The sequence below is a fragment of the Pantoea sp. SGAir0175 genome (assembly GCF_043547855.1).
Genome location: NZ_CP028081.1, coordinates 349,752 through 371,063 on the forward strand (window position 1 = coordinate 349,752; position 21,312 = coordinate 371,063).

Annotated in this window: 17 protein-coding genes, 1 tRNA gene and 3 rRNA genes; 6 read left to right on the forward strand and 15 right to left on the reverse strand. The window is 56.7% G+C overall.

Annotated elements, in window-relative coordinates:
• Positions 1-67: 67 nt before the first annotated feature.
• The 4 genes from C1N56_RS01680 (at position 68) to rrf (C1N56_RS01695) (ending at position 3,523) form a co-directional block, all read left to right on the forward strand.
• Positions 68-2,972: ribosomal RNA gene (locus C1N56_RS01680) — 23S ribosomal RNA — on the forward strand.
• A gap of 197 nt (positions 2,973-3,169) precedes the next feature.
• Positions 3,170-3,285: ribosomal RNA gene (rrf, locus tag C1N56_RS01685) — 5S ribosomal RNA — on the forward strand.
• Between the two features lie 14 nt (positions 3,286-3,299).
• Positions 3,300-3,375: transfer RNA gene (locus tag C1N56_RS01690), tRNA-Thr, on the forward strand.
• A 32-nt stretch (positions 3,376-3,407) separates the two neighbouring features.
• Positions 3,408-3,523: ribosomal RNA gene (rrf, locus tag C1N56_RS01695) — 5S ribosomal RNA — on the forward strand.
• Positions 3,524-3,675: 152 nt separating this feature from the next.
• On the opposite strand, the gene C1N56_RS01700 is transcribed toward rrf (C1N56_RS01695), so the two are convergent.
• From C1N56_RS01700 to msrP, 15 genes are all read right to left on the reverse strand, one after another.
• Positions 3,676-4,437, reverse strand: a complete 762-nt coding sequence (locus C1N56_RS01700) for an amino acid ABC transporter ATP-binding protein (RefSeq protein ID WP_058759889.1) — start codon at positions 4,435-4,437, stop codon at positions 3,676-3,678.
• Between the two features lie 8 nt (positions 4,438-4,445).
• Entirely contained in the window at positions 4,446-5,546 is a 1,101-nt protein-coding gene (locus C1N56_RS01705) for an amino acid ABC transporter permease (RefSeq protein WP_058759888.1), read from the reverse strand.
• A gap of 15 nt (positions 5,547-5,561) precedes the next feature.
• Positions 5,562-6,740 (reverse strand): amino acid ABC transporter permease, encoded by a 1,179-nt coding sequence (locus C1N56_RS01710; protein ID WP_021508165.1) that lies wholly within the window; start codon positions 6,738-6,740, stop codon positions 5,562-5,564.
• A gap of 66 nt (positions 6,741-6,806) precedes the next feature.
• On the reverse strand, positions 6,807-7,832 hold the full coding sequence (locus C1N56_RS01715; RefSeq protein WP_058759887.1) for an amino acid ABC transporter substrate-binding protein: 1,026 nt from the start codon (positions 7,830-7,832) through the stop codon (positions 6,807-6,809).
• A 537-nt stretch (positions 7,833-8,369) separates the two neighbouring features.
• Positions 8,370-8,666, reverse strand: coding sequence for a DNA-binding transcriptional regulator Fis (gene fis / locus C1N56_RS01720; RefSeq protein WP_003855228.1), 297 nt, complete (start codon positions 8,664-8,666; stop codon positions 8,370-8,372).
• A 24-nt stretch (positions 8,667-8,690) separates the two neighbouring features.
• On the reverse strand, positions 8,691-9,656 hold the full coding sequence (gene dusB, locus C1N56_RS01725) for a tRNA dihydrouridine synthase DusB (RefSeq protein ID WP_040679767.1): 966 nt from the start codon (positions 9,654-9,656) through the stop codon (positions 8,691-8,693).
• A 308-nt stretch (positions 9,657-9,964) separates the two neighbouring features.
• Entirely contained in the window at positions 9,965-10,693 is a 729-nt protein-coding gene (locus C1N56_RS01730) for a carbonic anhydrase (protein ID WP_282996005.1), read from the reverse strand.
• Positions 10,694-10,888: 195 nt separating this feature from the next.
• The gene (prmA, locus tag C1N56_RS01735; RefSeq protein ID WP_021508161.1) at positions 10,889-11,770 is read right to left on the reverse strand and encodes a 50S ribosomal protein L11 methyltransferase; all 882 of its coding nucleotides are present in this window, start codon (positions 11,768-11,770) and stop codon (positions 10,889-10,891) included.
• 12 nt (positions 11,771-11,782) lie between these two features.
• Positions 11,783-13,228, reverse strand: coding sequence for a sodium/pantothenate symporter (gene panF / locus C1N56_RS01740; RefSeq protein ID WP_104188180.1), 1,446 nt, complete (start codon positions 13,226-13,228; stop codon positions 11,783-11,785).
• On the reverse strand, positions 13,218-13,460 hold the full coding sequence (locus C1N56_RS01745; protein ID WP_104188182.1) for a YhdT family protein: 243 nt from the start codon (positions 13,458-13,460) through the stop codon (positions 13,218-13,220). The genes panF and C1N56_RS01745 overlap by 11 nt, the downstream gene beginning before the upstream one ends.
• Before the next feature lie 71 nt (positions 13,461-13,531).
• On the reverse strand, positions 13,532-14,881 hold the full coding sequence (gene accC, locus C1N56_RS01750) for an acetyl-CoA carboxylase biotin carboxylase subunit (RefSeq protein ID WP_159377413.1): 1,350 nt from the start codon (positions 14,879-14,881) through the stop codon (positions 13,532-13,534).
• 11 nt (positions 14,882-14,892) lie between these two features.
• Positions 14,893-15,360, reverse strand: a complete 468-nt coding sequence (gene accB / locus C1N56_RS01755; RefSeq protein WP_058759883.1) for an acetyl-CoA carboxylase biotin carboxyl carrier protein — start codon at positions 15,358-15,360, stop codon at positions 14,893-14,895.
• 21 nt (positions 15,361-15,381) lie between these two features.
• Positions 15,382-15,834 (reverse strand): type II 3-dehydroquinate dehydratase, encoded by a 453-nt coding sequence (gene aroQ, locus C1N56_RS01760; RefSeq protein WP_021508156.1) that lies wholly within the window; start codon positions 15,832-15,834, stop codon positions 15,382-15,384.
• Between the two features lie 232 nt (positions 15,835-16,066).
• On the reverse strand, positions 16,067-16,669 hold the full coding sequence (gene msrQ / locus C1N56_RS01765) for a protein-methionine-sulfoxide reductase heme-binding subunit MsrQ (protein WP_021508155.1): 603 nt from the start codon (positions 16,667-16,669) through the stop codon (positions 16,067-16,069).
• Positions 16,670-17,674 (reverse strand): protein-methionine-sulfoxide reductase catalytic subunit MsrP, encoded by a 1,005-nt coding sequence (gene msrP / locus C1N56_RS01770; protein WP_394517034.1) that lies wholly within the window; start codon positions 17,672-17,674, stop codon positions 16,670-16,672.
• 306 nt (positions 17,675-17,980) lie between these two features.
• Between msrP and csrD the strand changes: the two genes are divergently transcribed.
• Both csrD and mreB read left to right on the forward strand, forming a co-directional pair.
• Positions 17,981-19,927, forward strand: a complete 1,947-nt coding sequence (csrD, locus tag C1N56_RS01775; RefSeq protein WP_059011525.1) for an RNase E specificity factor CsrD — start codon at positions 17,981-17,983, stop codon at positions 19,925-19,927.
• Between the two features lie 311 nt (positions 19,928-20,238).
• Complete coding sequence (gene mreB / locus C1N56_RS01780) at positions 20,239-21,282, forward strand: rod shape-determining protein MreB (protein ID WP_003855260.1); 1,044 nt, start codon at positions 20,239-20,241, stop codon at positions 21,280-21,282.
• Positions 21,283-21,312 lie beyond the last annotated feature (30 nt).

Here is a 21,312-nt window from a genome sequence, read left to right on the forward strand (position 1 = left end):
TCACGATGCGTTCGAGTCTCTCAAATGCTTGCAGTCCGCAGCGTTGCAAAACGCCTGTGGGTTGTGAGGTTAAGCGACTAAGCGTACACGGTGGATGCCCTGGCAGTCAGAGGCGATGAAGGACGTGCTAATCTGCGAAAAGCGACGGTAAGGTGATATGAACCGCTACAGCCGTCGATGTCCGAATGGGGAAACCCAATGCACTTGTGCATTATCGTTAACTGAATACATAGGTTAACGAGGCGAACCGGGGGAACTGAAACATCTAAGTACCCCGAGGAAAAGAAATCAACCGAGATTCCCCCAGTAGCGGCGAGCGAACGGGGAGCAGCCCAGGACCTGAATCAGCTTGTGCATCAGTGGAAGCGTCTGGAAAGTCGCGCGATACCGGGTGACAGCCCCGTACACGAAGATGCATGAGCTGTGAGTCCGACGAGTAGGGCGGGACACGTGGTATCCTGTCTGAACATGGGGGGACCATCCTCCAAGGCTAAATACTCCTGACTGACCGATAGTGAACCAGTACCGTGAGGGAAAGGCGAAAAGAACCCCGGCGAGGGGAGTGAAACAGAACCTGAAACCGTGTACGTACAAGCAGTGGGAGCCTACTTGTTAGGTGACTGCGTACCTTTTGTATAATGGGTCAGCGACTTATATTCTGTAGCAAGGTTAACCGCATAGGGGAGCCGAAGGGAAACCGAGTCTTAATTGGGCGTTAAGTTGCAGGGTATAGACCCGAAACCCGGTGATCTAGCCATGGGCAGGTTGAAGGTTGGGTAACACTAACTGGAGGACCGAACCGACTAATGTTGAAAAATTAGCGGATGACTTGTGGCTGGGGGTGAAAGGCCAATCAAACCGGGAGATAGCTGGTTCTCCCCGAAAGCTATTTAGGTAGCGCCTCGTGAACTCATCTCCGGGGGTAGAGCACTGTTTCGGCTAGGGGGCCATCCCGGCTTACCAACCCGATGCAAACTGCGAATACCGGAGAATGTTATCACGGGAGACACACGGCGGGTGCTAACGTCCGTCGTGAAGAGGGAAACAACCCAGACCGCCAGCTAAGGTCCCAAAGTCATGGTTAAGTGGGAAACGATGTGGGAAGGCACAGACAGCCAGGATGTTGGCTTAGAAGCAGCCATCATTTAAAGAAAGCGTAATAGCTCACTGGTCGAGTCGGCCTGCGCGGAAGATGTAACGGGGCTAAACCATGCACCGAAGCTGCGGCAGCGACGCTTAGGCGTTGTTGGGTAGGGGAGCGTTCTGTAAGCCGCTGAAGGTGTGCTGTGAGGCATGCTGGAGGTATCAGAAGTGCGAATGCTGACATAAGTAACGATAAAGCGGGTGAAAAGCCCGCTCGCCGGAAGACCAAGGGTTCCTGTCCAACGTTAATCGGGGCAGGGTGAGTCGACCCCTAAGGCGAGGCTGAAAAGCGTAGTCGATGGGAAACAGGTTAATATTCCTGTACTTGGTGTTACTGCGAAGGGGGGACGGAGAAGGCTAGGTTATCCGGGCGACGGTTGTCCCGGTTTAAGCGTGCAGGTGTGAAGACCAGGCAAATCCGGTCTTCTTTAACACTGAGGCGTGATGACGAGCCGCCACGGCGGTGAAGTAACTGATGCCCTGCTTCCAGGAAAAGCCTCTAAGCTCCAGGTAACACGAAATCGTACCCCAAACCGACACAGGTGGTCAGGTAGAGAATACCAAGGCGCTTGAGAGAACTCGGGTGAAGGAACTAGGCAAAATGGTGCCGTAACTTCGGGAGAAGGCACGCTGGCGCGTAGGTGAGGGGACTTGCTCCCGGAGCCGAGGCCAGTCGAAGATACCAGCTGGCTGCAACTGTTTATTAAAAACACAGCACTGTGCAAACACGAAAGTGGACGTATACGGTGTGACGCCTGCCCGGTGCCGGAAGGTTAATTGATGGGGTTATCCGCAAGGAGAAGCTCTTGATCGAAGCCCCGGTAAACGGCGGCCGTAACTATAACGGTCCTAAGGTAGCGAAATTCCTTGTCGGGTAAGTTCCGACCTGCACGAATGGCGTAATGATGGCCAGGCTGTCTCCACCCGAGACTCAGTGAAATTGAAATCGCTGTGAAGATGCAGTGTACCCGCGGCAAGACGGAAAGACCCCGTGAACCTTTACTATAGCTTGACACTGAACATTGAGCCTTGATGTGTAGGATAGGTGGGAGGCTTTGAAGCGTGGACGCCAGTCTGCGTGGAGCCAACCTTGAAATACCACCCTTTAATGTTTGATGTTCTAACGTAGGCCCGTGATCCGGGCTGCGGACAGTGTCTGGTGGGTAGTTTGACTGGGGCGGTCTCCTCCCAAAGCGTAACGGAGGAGCACGAAGGTTGGCTAATCCTGGTCGGACATCAGGAGGTTAGTGCAATGGCATAAGCCAGCTTGACTGCGAGAGTGACGGCTCGAGCAGGTGCGAAAGCAGGTCATAGTGATCCGGTGGTTCTGAATGGAAGGGCCATCGCTCAACGGATAAAAGGTACTCCGGGGATAACAGGCTGATACCGCCCAAGAGTTCATATCGACGGCGGTGTTTGGCACCTCGATGTCGGCTCATCACATCCTGGGGCTGAAGTAGGTCCCAAGGGTACGGCTGTTCGCCGTTTAAAGTGGTACGCGAGCTGGGTTTAGAACGTCGTGAGACAGTTCGGTCCCTATCTGCCGTGGGCGCTGGAGAATTGAGGGGGGTTGCTCCTAGTACGAGAGGACCGGAGTGAACGCACCGCTGGTGTTCGGGTTGTCATGCCAATGGCACTGCCCGGTAGCTAAGTGCGGAAGAGATAAGTGCTGAAAGCATCTAAGCACGAAACTTGCCCCGAGATGAGTTCTCCCTGACCCTTTAAGGGTCCTGAAGGGACGTTGAAGACGACGACGTTGATAGGCCGGGTGTGTAAGCGCAGCGATGCGTTGAGCTAACCGGTACTAATGACCCGTGAGGCTTAACCTTACAACGCCAGAGGCGTTTTGGTCTGAGAGACCGAAAGAATTTTCAGCTTTGTTCACCGGATTACGTCCAGTGGATTTTGTGCTGTGACAGGGCGGCACGCGAGACGACGTGAAGGAGCATACAGAAGTATGTGACTGAGCGGCGCGAGCGGGGCAACGCAGTCAGAGCGCGAAAGACGCGGACGAAAACAGAATTTGCCTGGCGGCAACAGCGCGGTGGTCCCACCTGACCCCATGCCGAACTCAGAAGTGAAACGCCGTAGCGCCGATGGTAGTGTGGGGCCTCCCCATGCGAGAGTAGGGAACTGCCAGGCATCAAATTTAGTGTGCTGATATGGCTCAGTTGGTAGAGCGCACCCTTGGTAAGGGTGAGGTCCCCAGTTCGACTCTGGGTATCAGCACCAGTTATGGCATGAGTTCGGTTTAAAAGAATTTGCCTGGCGGCAACAGCGCGGTGGTCCCACCTGACCCCATGCCGAACTCAGAAGTGAAACGCCGTAGCGCCGATGGTAGTGTGGGGCCTCCCCATGCGAGAGTAGGGAACTGCCAGGCATCAAACACGAAAGCCCTGAACATCTGTTCAGGGCTTTTTTGTTTTCCGCGATGACCTTTATCTCAATAAAAACGCTCAATAAAATCCACAGGCATAAAAAAAGCCCCTGCCAGGCTGGCAAGGGCTGAATGATGCGGCGAATCGTGTTCGCTTAGTGGATAACCTGCGACAGAAACGCCCGGGTCCGCTCGGATTTCGGATTCGCAAAGAACTCCTCCGGCGGCGCCATCTCCACGATTTCACCGCGATCCATGAAGATCACCCGATCGGCAACCGTACGCGCAAAGCCCATCTCATGCGTCACACACAGCATCGTCATTCCGTCTTCCGCCAGGCCGATCATGGTATCCAGCACCTCTTTAACCATCTCAGGATCAAGCGCGGAGGTGGGTTCATCGAATAACATAATCTTCGGCTTCATACACAGCGAACGGGCGATGGCCACGCGCTGCTGCTGACCGCCAGAGAGCTGCCCGGGAAACTTATGGGCATGCTCAGCAATGCGCACGCGCTGCAGATAGTGCATCGCCAGCTCTTCGGCCTCTTTCTTTGGCATCTTGCGTACCCACATCGGTGCCAGCGTGCAGTTCTGCAGGACGGTCAGATGCGGGAAAAGATTGAAGTGCTGGAATACCATGCCGACTTCAGTGCGCACGCGTTCAATATTGCGTACGTCATCATTCAGGTGGATGCCGTCTACAACAATCCGTCCCTGCTGATGCTCTTCCAGATGGTTGATGCAGCGAATGGTGGTGGATTTACCGGAACCCGAAGGGCCGCACAGCACGATACGCTCGCGCGGTTTCACCTGCAGGTTGATATCTTTCAGCACGTGGAATTGCCCGTACCATTTGTTCACGTTTTCGAGCGTAATCATCATGGCGTTAGCCGCCGTTGTCATTGTTTGTGTCATGTAAAACCTCAGTGCGATTTACGCCCGGTGTGAAAGCGCTTCTCCAGATACTGGCTATAGCGCGACATGCTAAAACAGAAGATCCAGTAAACCAGTGCAGCGAAGACATAGCCTTCAGTCGACATACCCAGCCATGTAGGGTCGACGGTTGCCTGCTGCACGCTACTGAACAGATCGAACAGGCCGATGATGATCACCAGGCTGGTATCTTTAAACAGCGCGATGATGGTGTTCACCAGACCGGGAATGGTCAGCTTGAGCGCCTGCGGTAAAATCACCAGCGCCTGGGTTTTCCAGTAGCCGAGCGCCAGCGACTCTGCCGCTTCGTACTGGCCTTTAGGCAGGGCCTGCAGCCCGCCGCGCACCACTTCCGCGACATACGCCGACTGGAACAGGATCACGCCAACCAGCGCACGCACCAGTTTGTCTATCGTGGTGCCTTCCGCCATAAACAGCGGCAGCATCACTGAAGACATGAACAGCACGGTAATCAGCGGTACGCCACGCCAGAACTCAATGAAAATCACCGACAGGGTGCGCACCACCGGCATTTTAGAGCGGCGGCCCAGCGCCAGCAGAATGCCGAGCGGCAGCGCCCCGGCAATGCCGACAGATGCGATAATCAGCGTCAGCGTCAGGCCGCCCCACTGGCGCGTTTCCACGCGATCCAGCCCGAAATAGCCGCCATACAGCAACAGCCAGACGACGACCGGATAGATCACCGCCCAGCAGGCGATATAGCGGCCGCGGCGCGGCATGGATTTGATAAACATCGGCACAATCGACAGCAGGCCAATCACCAGCGCCAGATTGATGCGCCAGCGCAGCTCATGCGGATAGAGCCCGTACATGAACTGGCCAAAGCGTGCGTGGATAAAGACCCAGCAGGCGCCCGCTTTCGTACAGTCCGCACGGGTTTCGCCAATCCAGTTAGCCTGGAAGATCAACCAGTTCAGCGCCGGCGGGATAACGCTCCAGATAATCCACAGGCTGAGTAACGTGAGCAGCGTATTCAGCCAGCTGGAGAACAGGTTTTTACGCGCCCAGAGCCAGGCTTTACCCAGTGGATTGCCCGACACCGGCGGCGTTTCGTGTGTGGTCACAGACATAATGGTTCCGTTCTCTTAACGCTCAACCAGCGCAATTTTGCGGTTATAGAGGTTCATCAGCAGCGAAATGAGCAGACTGATAATCAGATAAACCGCCATGGTGATGGCAATGGTTTCAATTGCCTGGCCGGTCTGATTCAGTACGGTGCCGGCAAACAGCGACACCATATCCGGATAGCCGATCGCGGCCGCCAGCGAGGAGTTTTTTACGATGTTAAGGTACTGGCTGGTGAGCGGCGGGATAATCACGCGCATCGCCTGCGGAATGATCACCTGACGCAGCGTAACCGGGTTGGGCAGCCCGAGCGAACGTGCCGCTTCGCTCTGACCATGCGGTACTGACTGAATCCCGGCGCGAATCACCTCAGCAATAAAGGAAGAGGTGTAGATCGACAGTGCCAGCGTCAGCGCTGCCAGTTCCGGAATCATGGCAAAGCCACCGCGGAAGTTGAAACCGCGCAGCTCGGGCACATCCCAGTGCGTGGCGGCACCAAACAGCGTATGGGCGATCAGCGGCAGCAGCACAATTAAACCGGCCGCAGCGGGCCAGGTGCGGCGCAGCTGACCGGTTTTCAGCTGATGCTTGCGGTTGAAGCGGAACAGCGCGGCGCTGGCGGCGATGGCAATCGCCAGCGCGATCAGGAATGGCCAGGTGCCGGGCGCATACTCCGGCCACGGTATATACAGACCGCGGTTGCTGACAAAAGCCAGATCGAACGCGTTCAGCGCCTGACGCGGGCCCGGCAGATTACGCAGCACGGCAAAGTACCAGAAGAAGATTTGCAGCAGCGGCGGGATATTACGGAACGTCTCGATATAAATGGTCGACAGCTTGCGTAGCAGCCAGTTATCCGACAGGCGCGCCAGACCGATGGCGAAGCCGAGGATGGAGGCGAAGACAATACAGAGTGCGGAGACCAGCAGGGTGTTGGTTAACCCGACCATAAACACGCGCGCGTAGGTATCGCCTTCGCTGTAATCGATCAGATGCTGGACGATGCCGAAACCGGCGTTGCGCTCAAGAAAGCCAAAGCCGGAGGTGATACCGCGATTGGCAAGGTTGATCACCGTGTTGTGGATCAGATAACCCACCACAGCAAACACCGCCACAATCGCGACAATCTGGTAAAGCCAGGCGCGAACCGTAGGATTACCGAACGAAAAATCCCTTTTCACGGTTGGGCGTTGCGACATGTTAAAACCTCAGTGAAGAATACGCGTGGGCACCGCAGGATGCGGTGCCCGACTGGCAGGAGACAATTAACGCACTGGTGGAGCGTACTGGATGCCGCCCTGGTTCCAGAGCGCATTCTGGCCACGTGCAATTTTCAGCGCGCTGTCTTTACCAACGTTACGATCGAACACTTCCTGATAGTTGCCAACCTGCTTGATGATGTTGTACGCCCATTTGTTGTCGAGCTTCAGGTCTTTACCGAAATCACCTTCAGCGCCCAGCAGGTGTGCCATATCTGGCGTGGTAGGTTTCGCCGCCATCTCATCGACGTTCTTCGAGCTGATGCCCATCTCTTCGGCATTCAGCATAGCGAACAGCGACCATTTCACGATGGTGAACCAGTCATCATCACCGCGACGCACGACCGGGCCCAGCGGCTCTTTTGAAATCACTTCTGGCAGTACGATGAAGTCATCCGGTTTGCCCAGTTTGATGCGCAGTGCGTACAGCTGTGACTGGTCAGAAGAGAGGGTATCGCAGCGGCCGCTGTCGAGCGCTTTAGCGGATTCATCAGAGCGGTCGAAGGTGACCGGCGTGTACTGCATTTTGTTGGCTTTAAAGTAGTCCGCCACGTTCAGCTCGGTGTCGGTACCGGCCTGGATACACACGGTGGCGCCATCCAGCTCTTTAGCGCTTTTCAGACCTGCTTTCTTGTGGGTCAGGAAGCCGATGCCGTCATAGTAGTTCACGCCAGCGAACAGGAAGCCCATACCGCCGTCGCGTGATGAAGTCCAGGTGGTGTTACGTGACAGAATATCGACTTCGCCTGACTGCAGCGCGGTGAAGCGCTCTTTCGCCGTCAGCGGGGTGTATTTTACTTTGCTGGCATCGCCGAAGACCGCAGCGGCGGCAGCGCGGCACACGTCAACATCGATACCGGTGAATTTACCGCTGGCGTCAGCGTAGGAGAACCCTGGCAGACCATCGCTGATACCGCACTGTATAAACCCTTTTTTCTTAATGGCGTCCAGCGTGGTGCCTGCGTGCGCCTGCTGGGTCACGGCGAACAGCGAGGCGGCAGCAATCAGGGTGGAAAGCATCATCTTTTTCATAAAGCATCCTGTGTGGCGAGATCGTGTGTTGTTATGTTTGCGCGCACTTTACTGTGCGCTTATTTCTTTCTGTGGCGTTTGGCCATCCACGACACTGCAAAGCTGATGCCAGGTTTGCAGAATCCTGAATTCACTGGAAAGATCTTTTAATAAACGGACGTATCCGGAAAGTTGTCGCTACTATCGCGCACCAAAAGGCAGCATGACGAGTCGCCACGATCACAAATAGTGCAAAAAGTTTCACTATATGGAAGCAGTGTGAGCTAACGCTCACCAGCAGCTGTACGGCACAGAAGAATTACCGCTGAACCGGTTCAGGATCACAAACAAAGCGGGCTGCAGGCGAATCGGGACAATTTCATCTGCGCAAAAACAGGGCAGGGCAGCAGCCCTGAGAGAGATGAGCTATCACGCTGGCGATTGCAACTATCGTTACCATTTTGACGATAATCGTTTCATGCGGTGTTAACAGGCGGGAAAGACAAACAAAAACGCCAGCCCGGGGGCTGGCGTTATCGCAGCAATGAACCAGACCGCTTAGTTCATGCCGTATTTTTTCAGCTTTTTACGCAGCGTACCGCGGTTGATGCCCATCATCAGGGCAGCGCGGGTCTGGTTGCCACGGGTATACTGCATCACCATGTCCAACAGAGGCTGCTCGACTTCAGCCAGTACCAGCTCATACAGGTCACTTACATCCTGACCGTTCAGTTGAGCAAAATAGTTCTTCAGTGCCTGTTTAACCGAATCACGCAGAGGCTTTTGCGTCACCTGATCCTGTGAGTTAACGGTAGAAACGGTCAGTACGTCAGAATTTACGCGTTGTTCGAACATAGTTCTTTCAGCTCTTTATTTCGTTTACGCAAGATTTTCGAAGTATGCCTCCAACGCCTCCAGCTGTTCGCTGGCATCCTCTATGGCGTTGAATGTGCGCCGAAACTGGTCGTCAGGGGCACTTTCCTGCAAATACCAGGAAACGTGTTTTCGGGCAATACGGTATCCCTTGCGCTGACCGTAAAAGTCGTGCAGCTCCCGTATGTGTCCAATCAGCATATGCTTCACTTCAGCCAGCGGCTTCGGTGCCAGCAGCTCCCCTGTGTCCAGATAATGCTGGATTTCCCGGAAGATCCACGGTCTTCCCTGAGCAGCGCGTCCCACCATCAGAGCATCGGCTCCGGTGTAGTCGAGCACTGCCCTGGCTTTGTGCGGGTCAGTAATGTCACCATTCGCGATAATCGGAATAGCGACGCTCTGCTTAACTGTCCGAATGCTGTCGTATTCAGCTTGCCCTTCAAATAAACAGGCGCGCGTGCGGCCATGAATGGTCAGGGCCTGAATACCACAGCGTTCAGCCAATTGGGCAATCTCTACACAATTACGATTTTCTTTGTCCCAGCCGGTGCGAATCTTCAGCGTAACCGGTACATCGACTGCGTTCACCACCGCACGGAGGATTGACTCCACCAGCTGCGGATGCTGCAGCAGCGCTGAACCTGCCATCTTACGATTCACTTTTTTAGCCGGGCAGCCCATGTTGATGTCGATAACCTGTGCACCGGACGCAACATTAATGCGCGCGGCGGCGGCCATCTCATCGGGATCGCAACCCGCAATTTGCACGGCGCGAATACCGGGCTCGTCACTATGCACCATACGCAAACGTGATTTGTCACTGGCCCAGACTTCCGGGTTCGATGACAGCATCTCGGAGACAGTCATACCGGCGCCGTTGTCATAACACAGGGTGCGAAATGGCTTGTCGGATACTCCGGCCATAGGCGCAGCGATGAGTCGATTACGTAGCTGGTGATGTCCAATGCGCATGAAAAAGAAGTGACCCTAACTGTTCGCAAGGCGGCGTATATTACGCATTTTTTCCGGAAGATGAAAGGCCAAACTTTGAACAATTCGCCGTTTAAGATCAGGGAAATGGGGCTTAGCAGCGGGGTATTCATCATTACTTGTTTAAATTCAGTGCATTACAAAAATACGCTGAAATTGTGAGCAAAAGTTTTTCCAAAAATATGCGCTGAATCACAACATAAAAACCGCCACTTCCGCGAATCGGCAAGAGAAATGGCGGTGATATGATTGAAAAGTGAACGGTTTATTTACGTTTGGTGAGTATTTCGTTACTCAACCACCAGCCGGCCATTGAGCGGCTGCACCGGGCGGCTGTTACCGTGTTCACCCAGCACCGCGCTAAAGGCCTGCAGCTGCTGTGTGGAAGCCGTTACCGGTTGCTTCATCACCAGCCAGCGCACGCCTTCACTGCACGGTGGCGTGGTGAGTGAACCGCTGAAGCGGTAGTAACGGCGATCGGCGGGTAGCAGTGGCGTAATATCGACATCCTGCTGCAGCGTAGCCGGCTGATTGACCTGCGCCGGCAGCGTATCCAGCAGCGTCGTCAGTACCGGATTTGCCGCACCGGCTTCGAACATCACCCCGATGACCGCCAGCTGCTGCTGCTCGTCACTGAATACAAAGTGGCCCTCAAGCGGATAGCGTTTGCCGTCGATCAGGTTTTCGCTCGGGGTATGGAAGTGGAACTGCTTCAGCGTGAAGGTCTCGCCGTCCAGCGTCAGCGTATCGCCCTGCTGCAGGTTGATCTGCACGGTGTGGCCGTTGTTAACAATCGCGGCCTGGCGCGCCTGCAGTTCCAGCGTCAGCGCCGGCAGACTGGCATGCAGCGCCTGGCGAATATCAATCGGCGACTGATTCACGCCCTGCTTGCAGACGTGAAAATCAGGGGACAGGTCGCCCCACTGCTGTGGCTGAGCATAATCCCAGGCGGCAGCCTGAACGTGAGCAAAAGGCGCTGCTGCCAGCAGCAGAGCGATCAGTGTGTGTTTGCTTTTCATCATCATTTATTCACTAAGCGATATATCAATGTTATGTGCCGCGCACGGCACGGTTAACAGGGATAGCGCTATCGCCTGGTGCAGCAGTCTAATGATTTCAATGTAAAGAAACGGCAGGAAAACGGGGCTGGCGGGGATTTGAGACAGGTCTCAGGCGGGCAAAATCGGGCCAGCAGTTGCTGGCCCATGCGTCGGTTAGCGGCGCACGCCAGTGATGCGACACCACTCTTCTTTTTCCGCCACGGCGTCCAGCGCAAAGCGCTCCGCATAGGCTTCACACACGCTTTCCGCCTGGCTGGCCAGCACGCCGGACAGGCCGAGATGGCCGCCGGCTTTCGGCAGCACGCCAATCAGCGGCGCCAGTTCGCGCAGCGGACCGGCGAGGATATTGGCGACCACCACATCCGCCTGCAGGTTTTCCGGCTGCTGGTGTGGCAGATACAGCGACAGGCGGTCGGCCACGCCGTTGCGCTCCGCGTTATCGCGGCTGGCCTGGATCGCCTGCGGATCGATATCAATGCCGATCGCCTGAGCTGCGCCGAGTTTCAGCGCGGCGATGGCCAGAATGCCGGAGCCACAGCCGAAATCGATCACCGTTTTGCCCTGCAGATCGAGACCATCCAGCCAGCTCAGACACAGCGACGTGGTGGGATGGGTGCCGGTACCAAAGGCCAGACCGGGATCAAGCATCACGTTAACCGCATCCGGATCCGGCACGTCGCGCCAGCTGGGGCAGATCCACAGGCGTTCACCGAAGCGCATCGGATGGAAGTTATCCATCCATTCGCGCTCCCAGTCTTTATCCTCGATTTGTTCGATCTTATGGCGGAAACCCGATCCCAGCAGCGGATGCTGGCTCAGTTCGGCCACTACGTCGTCCATGGCGGTTTCCGCGTCGAACAGGCCAGTCACATCGGTATCGCCCCACAGGCGGGTTTCACCTGGCAGCGGCTCATACACCGGGTTGTCGTGCGTGTCCTGAAAGGTGACTGACACCGCACCGGCGTCCATCAGCGCGTCGCTGAGGGTTTCGGCGTGCTCGCCGGTGCTGTTAATTTTGATTTGAATCCATGGCATAGCGTTTCTCTTTTATTCCAGGGCAGCATCGCGTGCGTCAGGCGCGCTGCCGAACAGATTACCCACCAGGAAGGCCAGCAGGCTTAATGTCAACGATGGCACGATAGGGTGAAAACCCCACAGTTCGATTTTCAGGCTGGCAAGCAGCGTATAGCATCCGGCTCCCACCACCATGCCACTGATGGCGCCCGCCGCATTGGCGCGCTCCCAGTACAGTCCCAGCACCAGCGGCCACAGAAAGACCGCTTCAAGGCCACCGAACGCCAGCAGGTTGAGCCAGATAATCATATCTGGCGGATTCCAGGCCGCCAGCAGCAGCAGCAGGCCGAGCACAAAGGTGATGGTGCCGGAGAGCAGCCGCAGACGCGCCTCGTTCTCGCTGTGCTGCGGCGCGATACGCAGGTAAAGATCTTTGATCAGCGTAGCGGACGATTGCAGCAGCTGCGCGTTAATCGTCGACATGATCGCCGCCATTGGCGCCGCGAGGAACACGCCAGCCGCCATCGGTGGCAGCACGGTGATCATCAGCGTCGGGATCACGCGATCCGGAATCGCCAGATCCGGCAGTACCGCGCGACCGAGTGCGCCGGCCAGATGCATACCGAGCATCAGTATCACCACCACGATGGTGCCGAGTATGATACCGCGATGCATCGCTTTGCTGTCTTTGTAGGAGATGCAGCGCACGGCGGTATGCGGCAGCCCAATCACGCCAAAGCACACCAGTACGGCAAACGAACTGAGGAAGGTTGGATTGATGACGTTGCCGACGCCTTCCGGTGACACCAGCTGCGGATCGATACTGCGCAGTTTGGTGACCGCCGTTTCCAGTCCGCCTGCCTGATGGATGACGGCAAACAGCAGCAGGAAGGTGCCAATCAGCATCACCAGCCCTTGCATGGCATCGTTGAGCACGCTGGCGCGGAAGCCGCCAAACGCGGTGTACAGCGCGATAGTGCCGCCAAAAATCAGCAGGCCCGTGTCATAAGGAATGCCGGCAGCGGTTTCCAGCAGGCGCGCGCCGCCAATAAACTGCACCGTCATGGCACCAATAAACGCCACCAGCAGGCTGATGCTGGCCAGCCAGATGAGCAGCGGGCTGCGATAGCGGCCATACAGCATGTCGTTGAGCGTCACGGCGTTGTAGCGTCGCGCCAGAATCGCGAATTTTTTGCCCAGCACGCCGAGCGACAGCCAGACCGCCGGCACCTGAATCATCGCCAGCAGCACCCAGCCCAGGCCGTATTTATACGCCGCACCGGGTCCGCCAATAAATGAACTGGCGCTGATGTAGGTGGTGGTGATGGTCATCGCCAGCACAAAGCCACCCATCGAGCGACTGCCGAGGAAATATTCGGTGAGGAAGTTGCCCTGACGCTGCTTGCGCATGGCGAACACCGACAGCCCGGCGATCACCACCAGATAGGCCAGCAGCGGCAGAATGATTTCAGTTTCCATCGTGGTCCTCCAGAGACATGTCGCGGAACACCACGCGTACCATCAGCCAGCACAGGCCGATGAACAGCAGCGGGGCGAACACGCAGGAGAACTCAAACCAGCGCGGTAAGCCGGTGATACCGCTTTGCGTGCCGCCGAGCCAGGCGGACGCGCCCCAGACGGCGAGGTACGCCAGCGTCAGGTACAGTGACCAGCGCGCCTCTTTGTTAGCTTGCAAAAAACGCCCATCCATCATGCAACCTCAAAGGCAACAAAAATGAAAAAGGCCGGTTTAACCGGCCTCTGCATTGCTCTGCGCTGCGCTTACTTCTCGTGCAGGCCGAGTTTTTTCTCCAGATAGTGGATGTTAGTACCACCCTGCTGGAAGTTTTCGTCGGACATGATGCGCATCTGCAGATCGACGTTGGTCTTGATACCGTCGATGATCAGTTCCGCCAGCGCATTTTTCATGCGCGCGATGGCCACGTCACGGTTTTCACCGTAGGTGATCAGCTTACCAATCATTGAGTCGTAATACGGCGGCACGCTGTAGCCGGCATAGATGTGCGATTCCCAGCGCACGCCAAAACCGCCTGGCGCGTGGAAACGGGTGATCTTGCCCGGGCTCGGCAGGAAGGTGTTTGGGTCTTCGGCGTTGATACGGCACTCGACCGCATGGCCGCGCACCACCACATCTTCCTGTTTGATGGACAGCGGCTGACCGGCAGCAATACGCAGCTGCTCTTTGATCAGGTCGACGCCGGTGATCATCTCGGTGACCGGATGTTCCACCTGAATACGGGTGTTCATCTCGATGAAGTAGAACTCACCGTTTTCATACAGGAACTCGAACGTACCGGCACCGCGATAGCCGATCTCTACGCAGGCGTTAGAGCAGCGCTCGCCGATGTAGCGACGCAGTTCCGGCGTGATGCCCGGTGCTGGCGCTTCTTCGACCACTTTCTGGTGGCGACGCTGCATGGAGCAGTCACGCTCGGCCAGATAGATGGCGTTGCCCTGACCATCGGCCAGAACCTGAATCTCGATGTGGCGTGGATTCTCGAGGAATTTCTCCATGTACACCATGTCGTTGTTGAAAGCCGCTTTGGCTTCCGCTTTCGTCATGTTGATGGACTGCTCAAGATCCTTGTCGCTGCGCACAACGCGCATACCGCGACCGCCGCCGCCGCCAGAGGCTTTGATGATCACCGGATAGCCGATGCGCTTAGCGATGGCACGGTTTTTCTCCATGTCGTCGGTCAGCGAACCGTCAGAGCCTGGTACGGTCGGTACGCCGGCTTTTTTCATCGCGTTGATCGCTGACACTTTGTCGCCCATCAGGCGAATGGTGTCGGCTTTCGGACCGATAAAGATAAAGCCAGAGCGCTCAACCTGCTCGGCGAAATCGGCGTTCTCAGAGAGGAAGCCGTAGCCCGGGTGGATCGCAACCGCGCCGGTGATTTCGGCGGCGGAGATCAGCGCCGGGATATTAAGATAACTTTTGACCGACTGCGCCGGGCCGATGCAGACGGTTTCGTCCGCCAGCAGCACGTGCTTCAGGTCGCGGTCTGCCGTGGAGTGTACCGCCACAGTCTTGATGCCCAGTTCTTTACAGGCACGCAGAATGCGCAGCGCAATCTCACCACGGTTAGCAATGACAATTTTATCCAGCATGCTTCGCCTCGTTATTCGATGACGACCAGCGGCTCGTCGAATTCAACCGGCTGGCCGCTTTCCACCAGGATCGCCTTCACAACGCCGGATTTATCGGCTTCGATCTGGTTCATCATTTTCATCGCTTCAACGATGCACAGGGTGTCGCCAGCGTTCACTTTCTGACCCACTTCTACAAACGCTTTGGCGTCCGGGCTTGGGGTACGATAGAAAGTACCGACCATCGGCGAACGCACGATGTGGCCGCTGACTTCAGGTTTAGCCGCTTCTGCAGCGACAGGCGCAGCAGCAGGTGCAACCGCAGCAGCCAGCGCAGGCTGTGGAGCCGGAACAGCATAAGCCTGCTGCATCATAGGGTAACCGACATTGGCAGGTGAACGGCTGATGCGAACCGACTCTTCGCCTTCAGAGATTTCCAGCTCAGCGATGCCGGACTCTTCAACCAGTTCGATCAGTTTCTTAATTTTACGAATATCCATGAGTGTGGTTCCGTACTCTGTTTAATTGGAATGTGACAGGCGTTTTACGGCCGTTTGTAAAGCCCACGAGTAGCCGTCGGCGCCCAGTCCACAGATGACGCCGGCAGATACATCGGAAAGATAGGAGTGATGTCGGAACGGTTCGCGTGCATGCACATTTGAGAGATGCACCTCAATAAAAGGAATGCTAACCGCCAACAGCGCATCGCGCAGGGCAACGCTGGTGTGCGTAAACGCAGCCGGGTTGATGATGATGTAATCGACGTTGCCGCGGGCTTCGTGAATACGATCAATCAGCTGGTATTCCGCGTTCGATTGCAAATGACTCAATTTCACATGGTGCTGGTCGGCCTGTTGCGTCAGATCGCTGACAATCTGCGCCAGCGTCGTGTGACCATACTTGTCAGGCTCGCGCGTTCCCAACAGGTTCAGGTTGGGTCCGTTTAACAGCAGTATGTGAAATTTATGCGCCATCTTGCGGCTATCTCCTGCAATCAGTGAGGCATCGCGTAAAATACCGCGACATCCTTCATTTGTCACTCTTCAGAGTGAAAAAGAAGACTTCGCTTGCAATAAAGCCGGGCATTATATCCGTTTCGAGGCAATTCGCAGCAAAATACTGGTCTTATCTGCGAAGTTGATCCGGCGAGGCCCGAAGGCCACACCTTTTAACAGATCTCGCAGCAGGAAAACAACCTTGCGGGGATTATCGGCGCAGAAGTTTACGCAACTTATTGTAACGCCAGCCTAACAGCGCCAGCGCTAGCAGGGCATAAATCCACGGCTGCGGTGACAGCACTTTCACTGACCAAAGATAGTGGACAGGCGCGAGGATCGCGACCAGATAGATGCCGTTGTGCAGCGTTTGCCAGCGGCGTCCCAGTTTGCGCTGGGCGCGCTGAAAAGAGGTGATGGCGAGAGCAAACAGAATAATCCAGCTGATCATGCCCAGTAACAAATAGGGGCGCGAGACAATCTCACTGCCGAGTAATCGCAGATGATCGTAGCCCAGTTCCAGCAGATAGTAGCTGGTGAGATGCAGACAGGCCCAGGCAAAGCACCACAGGCCGAGCAGCCGGCGGGTACGAATCAGCAGCGGCTGCTTCAGATAACGCGTCAGCGGGCTTACCAGCAGCGTCGCCAGCAGCAGCTTCAGCGCCATGCGGCCGGTAAAATGCTGGATATCTTTCGCCGGATCGGCGCTCAGCCAGCCCTGATTTGCCGCCAGAAACAGGTACACCAGCGGCAGAAACGCCGCCAGATGCAGCACCACTTTCAGCAGCGTAACGTGGCGTAATGTCAGGCGCACTCAGTAGTTCTCCCGTAAATCGAGACCGCGATACAGCGAGGCCACCTCTTTAGCATAACCGTTGAACAGCAGCGTCGGCTGGCGTTCCACCTTGAGAATGCCGCCCGCACCGATAAAGCGCTCAGTCGCCTGCGACCAGCGCGGGTGGTTGACGTGCGGATTCACGTTAGCGTAGAAGCCATACTCGTTGGCGGCGATCTGGCTCCAGGTGGTGGGCGGACGATCGTGCATCAGGGTAATTTTGACGATCGACTTAATCCCTTTGAAGCCATATTTCCACGGCACCGTCAGGCGAATCGGCGCGCCGTTTTGCGGCGGCAGCGCTTTGCCGTAAACGCCGGTGCTGAGCAGCGTCAGCGGATGCATCGCTTCGTCCAGCCGCAAGCCTTCAACATAGGGATAATCCAGCCCGCCGCCGATAAAGCGGTCCTTTTGTCCCGGCATCTGATCGGGCGCGTATAGCGTCTGGAAGGCGACATAGCGGGCATTGCTGTTGGGTTCAGCCAGCTTCAGCAGCTTGTTGAGTTCAAAGCCTACCCAGGGAATTACCATCGACCAGGCTTCAACGCAGCGCATGCGATAGATACGCTGCTCCATGGCGAAACGCTTGAAGATGTCGTCCATATCCAGCGTCATCGGCTTCGCCACTTCGCCCTCAATGCGCAATTGCCACGGGTCGGTTTTCAGCGTGCCGGCATTGGCGGCGGGATCGGCTTTGTCGAGACCAAATTCGTAGAAGTTGTTGTAGCCAGCGACTTTATCAAACGGCGTCAGCGGCAGGTCCGCCTGCCACTGGGCCGGTTTACTGAACTGCAGATCGCGTCCGGCAGGCGCCGGCGGCCTGTCATTGCCCTTAAACCAGCTCAGCACATCGGCCTGTGCGCCGCCGGGCAGACTGGCCGCGGCAGCGCCAAGCCCCAGCGCTTTCAGCACCTGGCGGCGGCGCAGATTAAAAATGCTTTCCGGCGTAACATCGGCTTCGGTAAGGATGTGCTTGCGCTTCATGGCGTTCTCCGGCAAATCGATTAACTGCAGCTAGCATGATCAAATGCTGCCCGGCGCGCCACTTTCGCTGGCAAAATGTGAAATTTCCTGGCCGGTGCGTTCTGTTGAGAATAGGACGAAAAAGCCGCCCCGGAAGGCAGCGCTTCACACTTTGACGTTATACTCGCGCCGCAGGGTGGCGAAACCCGGCGCCGGGCGGGCGCTGATTTGGATCGGTAATTGTGATAATTTGCTCAGGTTTGCACCAGCGCGGCTGGCGCGAACCGTTGGCTGGCGTTCATAAACCGCAGTGATACAGGCACAGGGATGCGATTAACAACCAAGTTTTCTGCGTTTATTACCTTATTAAGCTTACTGGCGATGTTACTGATGCTGGTAGGCTGCGCTTTTAGTTTTATCTGGCTGTCGCAGCAGCGCGTAGAGAACCGTGTACAGACGCTGGCGACGGAAGTCGATAAAGCGCTGGCAAACCAGTCACCGCAGGAACTGACGCAGTGGCTGACGCGCCTGATGCCCGTCATCAATGCCGAACAGCTGGAACTGCATCACGATGATACCGTGCTGTTCCGCCTCGCGCGCCATGAAAATCCGATGCTGGAAGACGAGCCCAATCGTTTCATTCAACTGGATGTGCCGCTGGTGCACGCGCCGGGCATGGCGCTGCGCGTGGTGGTGCTCGATCCCGCCAAAACCTGGTTCCGCTCGTTCACCGGTGCCTACACGCTGATTATCCTGCTGACGGTGGTGGCGATCATGTCGGCACTGCTGGTGATGACGCACCGCTGGCTTAACCGCCGCTGGCAGCATATGGAGCGGCTGGAGGCGCGCGCGGAGCGTATTCTGGCTGGCGAGCGCGCGCCGCGCAGCGATACCATCGCCGAATGGCCGCCGAAAGCCAGCCGCGCTATCGATCTGCTGCTGGGGGATTTACAGGAAGCCGGTGAGCAGCGTCTGCGTATCGACACATTAATCCGCACCTTTGCCGCGCAGGATTCGCGTACCGGCCTGAATAATCGCCTGTTTTTCGATAACCAGCTGGCCACGTTGCTGGAAGACCAGGAAGACGTTGGTACGCACGGTGTGGTGATGATGGTGCGGCTGCCGGACCTCGACACCCTACATGAAACCCTCGGGCCGACGCTGGTCGATGAATACCTGTTCGACCTGGTGAACATGCTCTCCACTTTCGTGCTGCGCTATCCGGGTGCGCTGCTGGCGCGCTATTTCCGCAGCGACTTTGCCGTACTGCTGCCGCACCGCACTTTGAAAGAGGCCAACAGCATTGCCGACCAGCTGATCAACGCGGTGGATTCATTGCCGCCGATGCGCATGGTGGATCGCGATGACCTGATCCACATTGGCATCAGCGCCTGGCGCAGCGGCGAGTCGGTGTCGCAGGTGATGGAGAATGTCGAACTGGCCACGCGCCGGGCGGCGCTGCAGGGCGGCAACAACTGGTCGGTGGGCGAGGGCAATACGCTGGAGATGGGGCGCGGCAGCGTGCGCTGGCGCACCCTGCTGGAAAACACCGTGAACCGCGGCGGCCCGCGTCTGTACCAGAAACCGGCGGTGCTGCTGGACGGCAAAGTGCATCACCGTGAAATGCTGGCGCGCGTGTTCGACGGCGATAAAGAGGTGGTGTCGGCAGAGTTCATGCCGCTGGTGCTGCAGCTTGGCATGGCCGACAGCTGGGATCGCCAGCTGGTCATGCGTATTGCGGCGCTGTCGGAGGTCTGGCCGGATGAAACGCTGGCGCTGCCGGTGAATATCGATTCGCTGCTGCAACGGCCGTTCCAGCGCTGGCTGCAAAAATTGCTGCTGCAGTGCAGTAAATCGCAAAGAAAACGATTTTTATTTGAACTTGCTGAGGCGGATGTTTGTCAACACATCAATCGTTTAGTGCCGGTTTTCCGCATGCTGACCGCGTTTGGCTGTCGGATTGCGGTAGATCAGGCCGGATTAACGGTGGTGAGTAGCGCTTACATCAAGCAGTTCCCGATTGAGCTGATCAAGCTCGATCCGGGCCTGATTCGCAACATTGAGCGCCGTACAGAAAATCAGCTGTTCGTGCAAAGTTTGCTGGAAGTGTGTAAATCCACGCCCACCAAAGTCTTTGCCGCCGGTGTACGCACGCGCGCGGAGTGGCAAACGCTGGCCGGGCTGGGCGTCGCGGGCGGCCAGGGCGACTTTTTTGCCCCTTCGCTGCCGGTGAACAGTAATGTGAAGAAACACTCGCAACGTTACCGGATTTAGCGCGTCAGCCACAGATACGGCAGCAGGCGGCTATTTTTCGCCTTTATGCCGTGCGCAGCCGGCGCGATCGGCGGCGGGAAATGTTAGATTTTATGTCGGAATTCACCCGCGACCGGCGGGTGAATTTGCGTTTAGAGCGGCAGCTTAGCGCCGTTTAACGCCGGTGTCGGACGGCAGCACCGCCGCGAAAAATTATTCAGCCTGGTTTTTCACCGAAGCAGAACGTTTTTGCGCCTTGTAGCGGCTTCGCGTGGTTGGTAAAGTAGGCGGATTTTATTTTCCGCCCCCAGCTTGCAGGATTATCCCTTAGTATGTTTAAAAAATTTCGTGGCATGTTTTCCAATGACTTGTCCATTGACCTGGGTACCGCGAATACCCTGATTTACGTAAAAGGACAAGGCATCGTGCTGAACGAGCCTTCTGTGGTTGCCATTCGTCAGGATCGCGCCGGCTCCCCAAAGAGCGTAGCGGCTGTTGGTCATGATGCAAAGCAGATGCTTGGCCGTACGCCGGGTAACATCGCAGCTATCCGTCCGATGAAAGATGGCGTTATCGCCGACTTCTTCGTGACTGAAAAAATGCTCCAGCACTTCATCAAGCAAGTGCACAGCAACAGCTTTATGCGCCCCAGCCCACGCGTGCTGGTGTGCGTGCCGGTCGGTGCAACCCAGGTTGAACGTCGTGCCATCCGCGAATCGGCGCAGGGCGCCGGTGCCCGTGAAGTGTTCCTGATTGAAGAACCCATGGCCGCGGCAATCGGCGCGGGTCTGCCAGTGTCAGAAGCGACCGGCTCGATGGTGGTGGATATCGGTGGCGGTACGACCGAAGTCGCGGTTATCTCCCTGAACGGCGTGGTTTACTCTTCTTCTGTGCGTATTGGTGGCGATCGCTTCGATGAAGCTATCATTAACTACGTGCGCCGTAATTACGGCTCGCTGATTGGTGAAGCCACCGCAGAGCGTATCAAGCATGAGATCGGTTCTGCTTATCCGGGTGACGAAGTGCGCGAGATCGAAGTGCGCGGCCGTAACCTGGCTGAGGGCGTGCCGCGTGGCTTTACGCTGAACTCGAATGAAATCCTGGAAGCGCTGCAGGAGCCACTGACCGGTATCGTCAGTGCCGTGATGGTCGCGCTGGAGCAGTGCCCGCCGGAGCTGGCGTCTGACATCTCCGAGCGCGGTATGGTGCTGACCGGTGGCGGCGCGCTGCTGCGTAACCTGGATCGTCTGCTGATGGAAGAGACCGGTATTCCGGTGGTAGTCGCAGAAGATCCGCTGACCTGCGTAGCGCGCGGCGGCGGTAAAGCACTGGAAATGATCGACATGCATGGCGGCGATTTGTTCAGCGAGGAGTAATTCCTCTCCGGCTGAGACCGTGGTCAAATT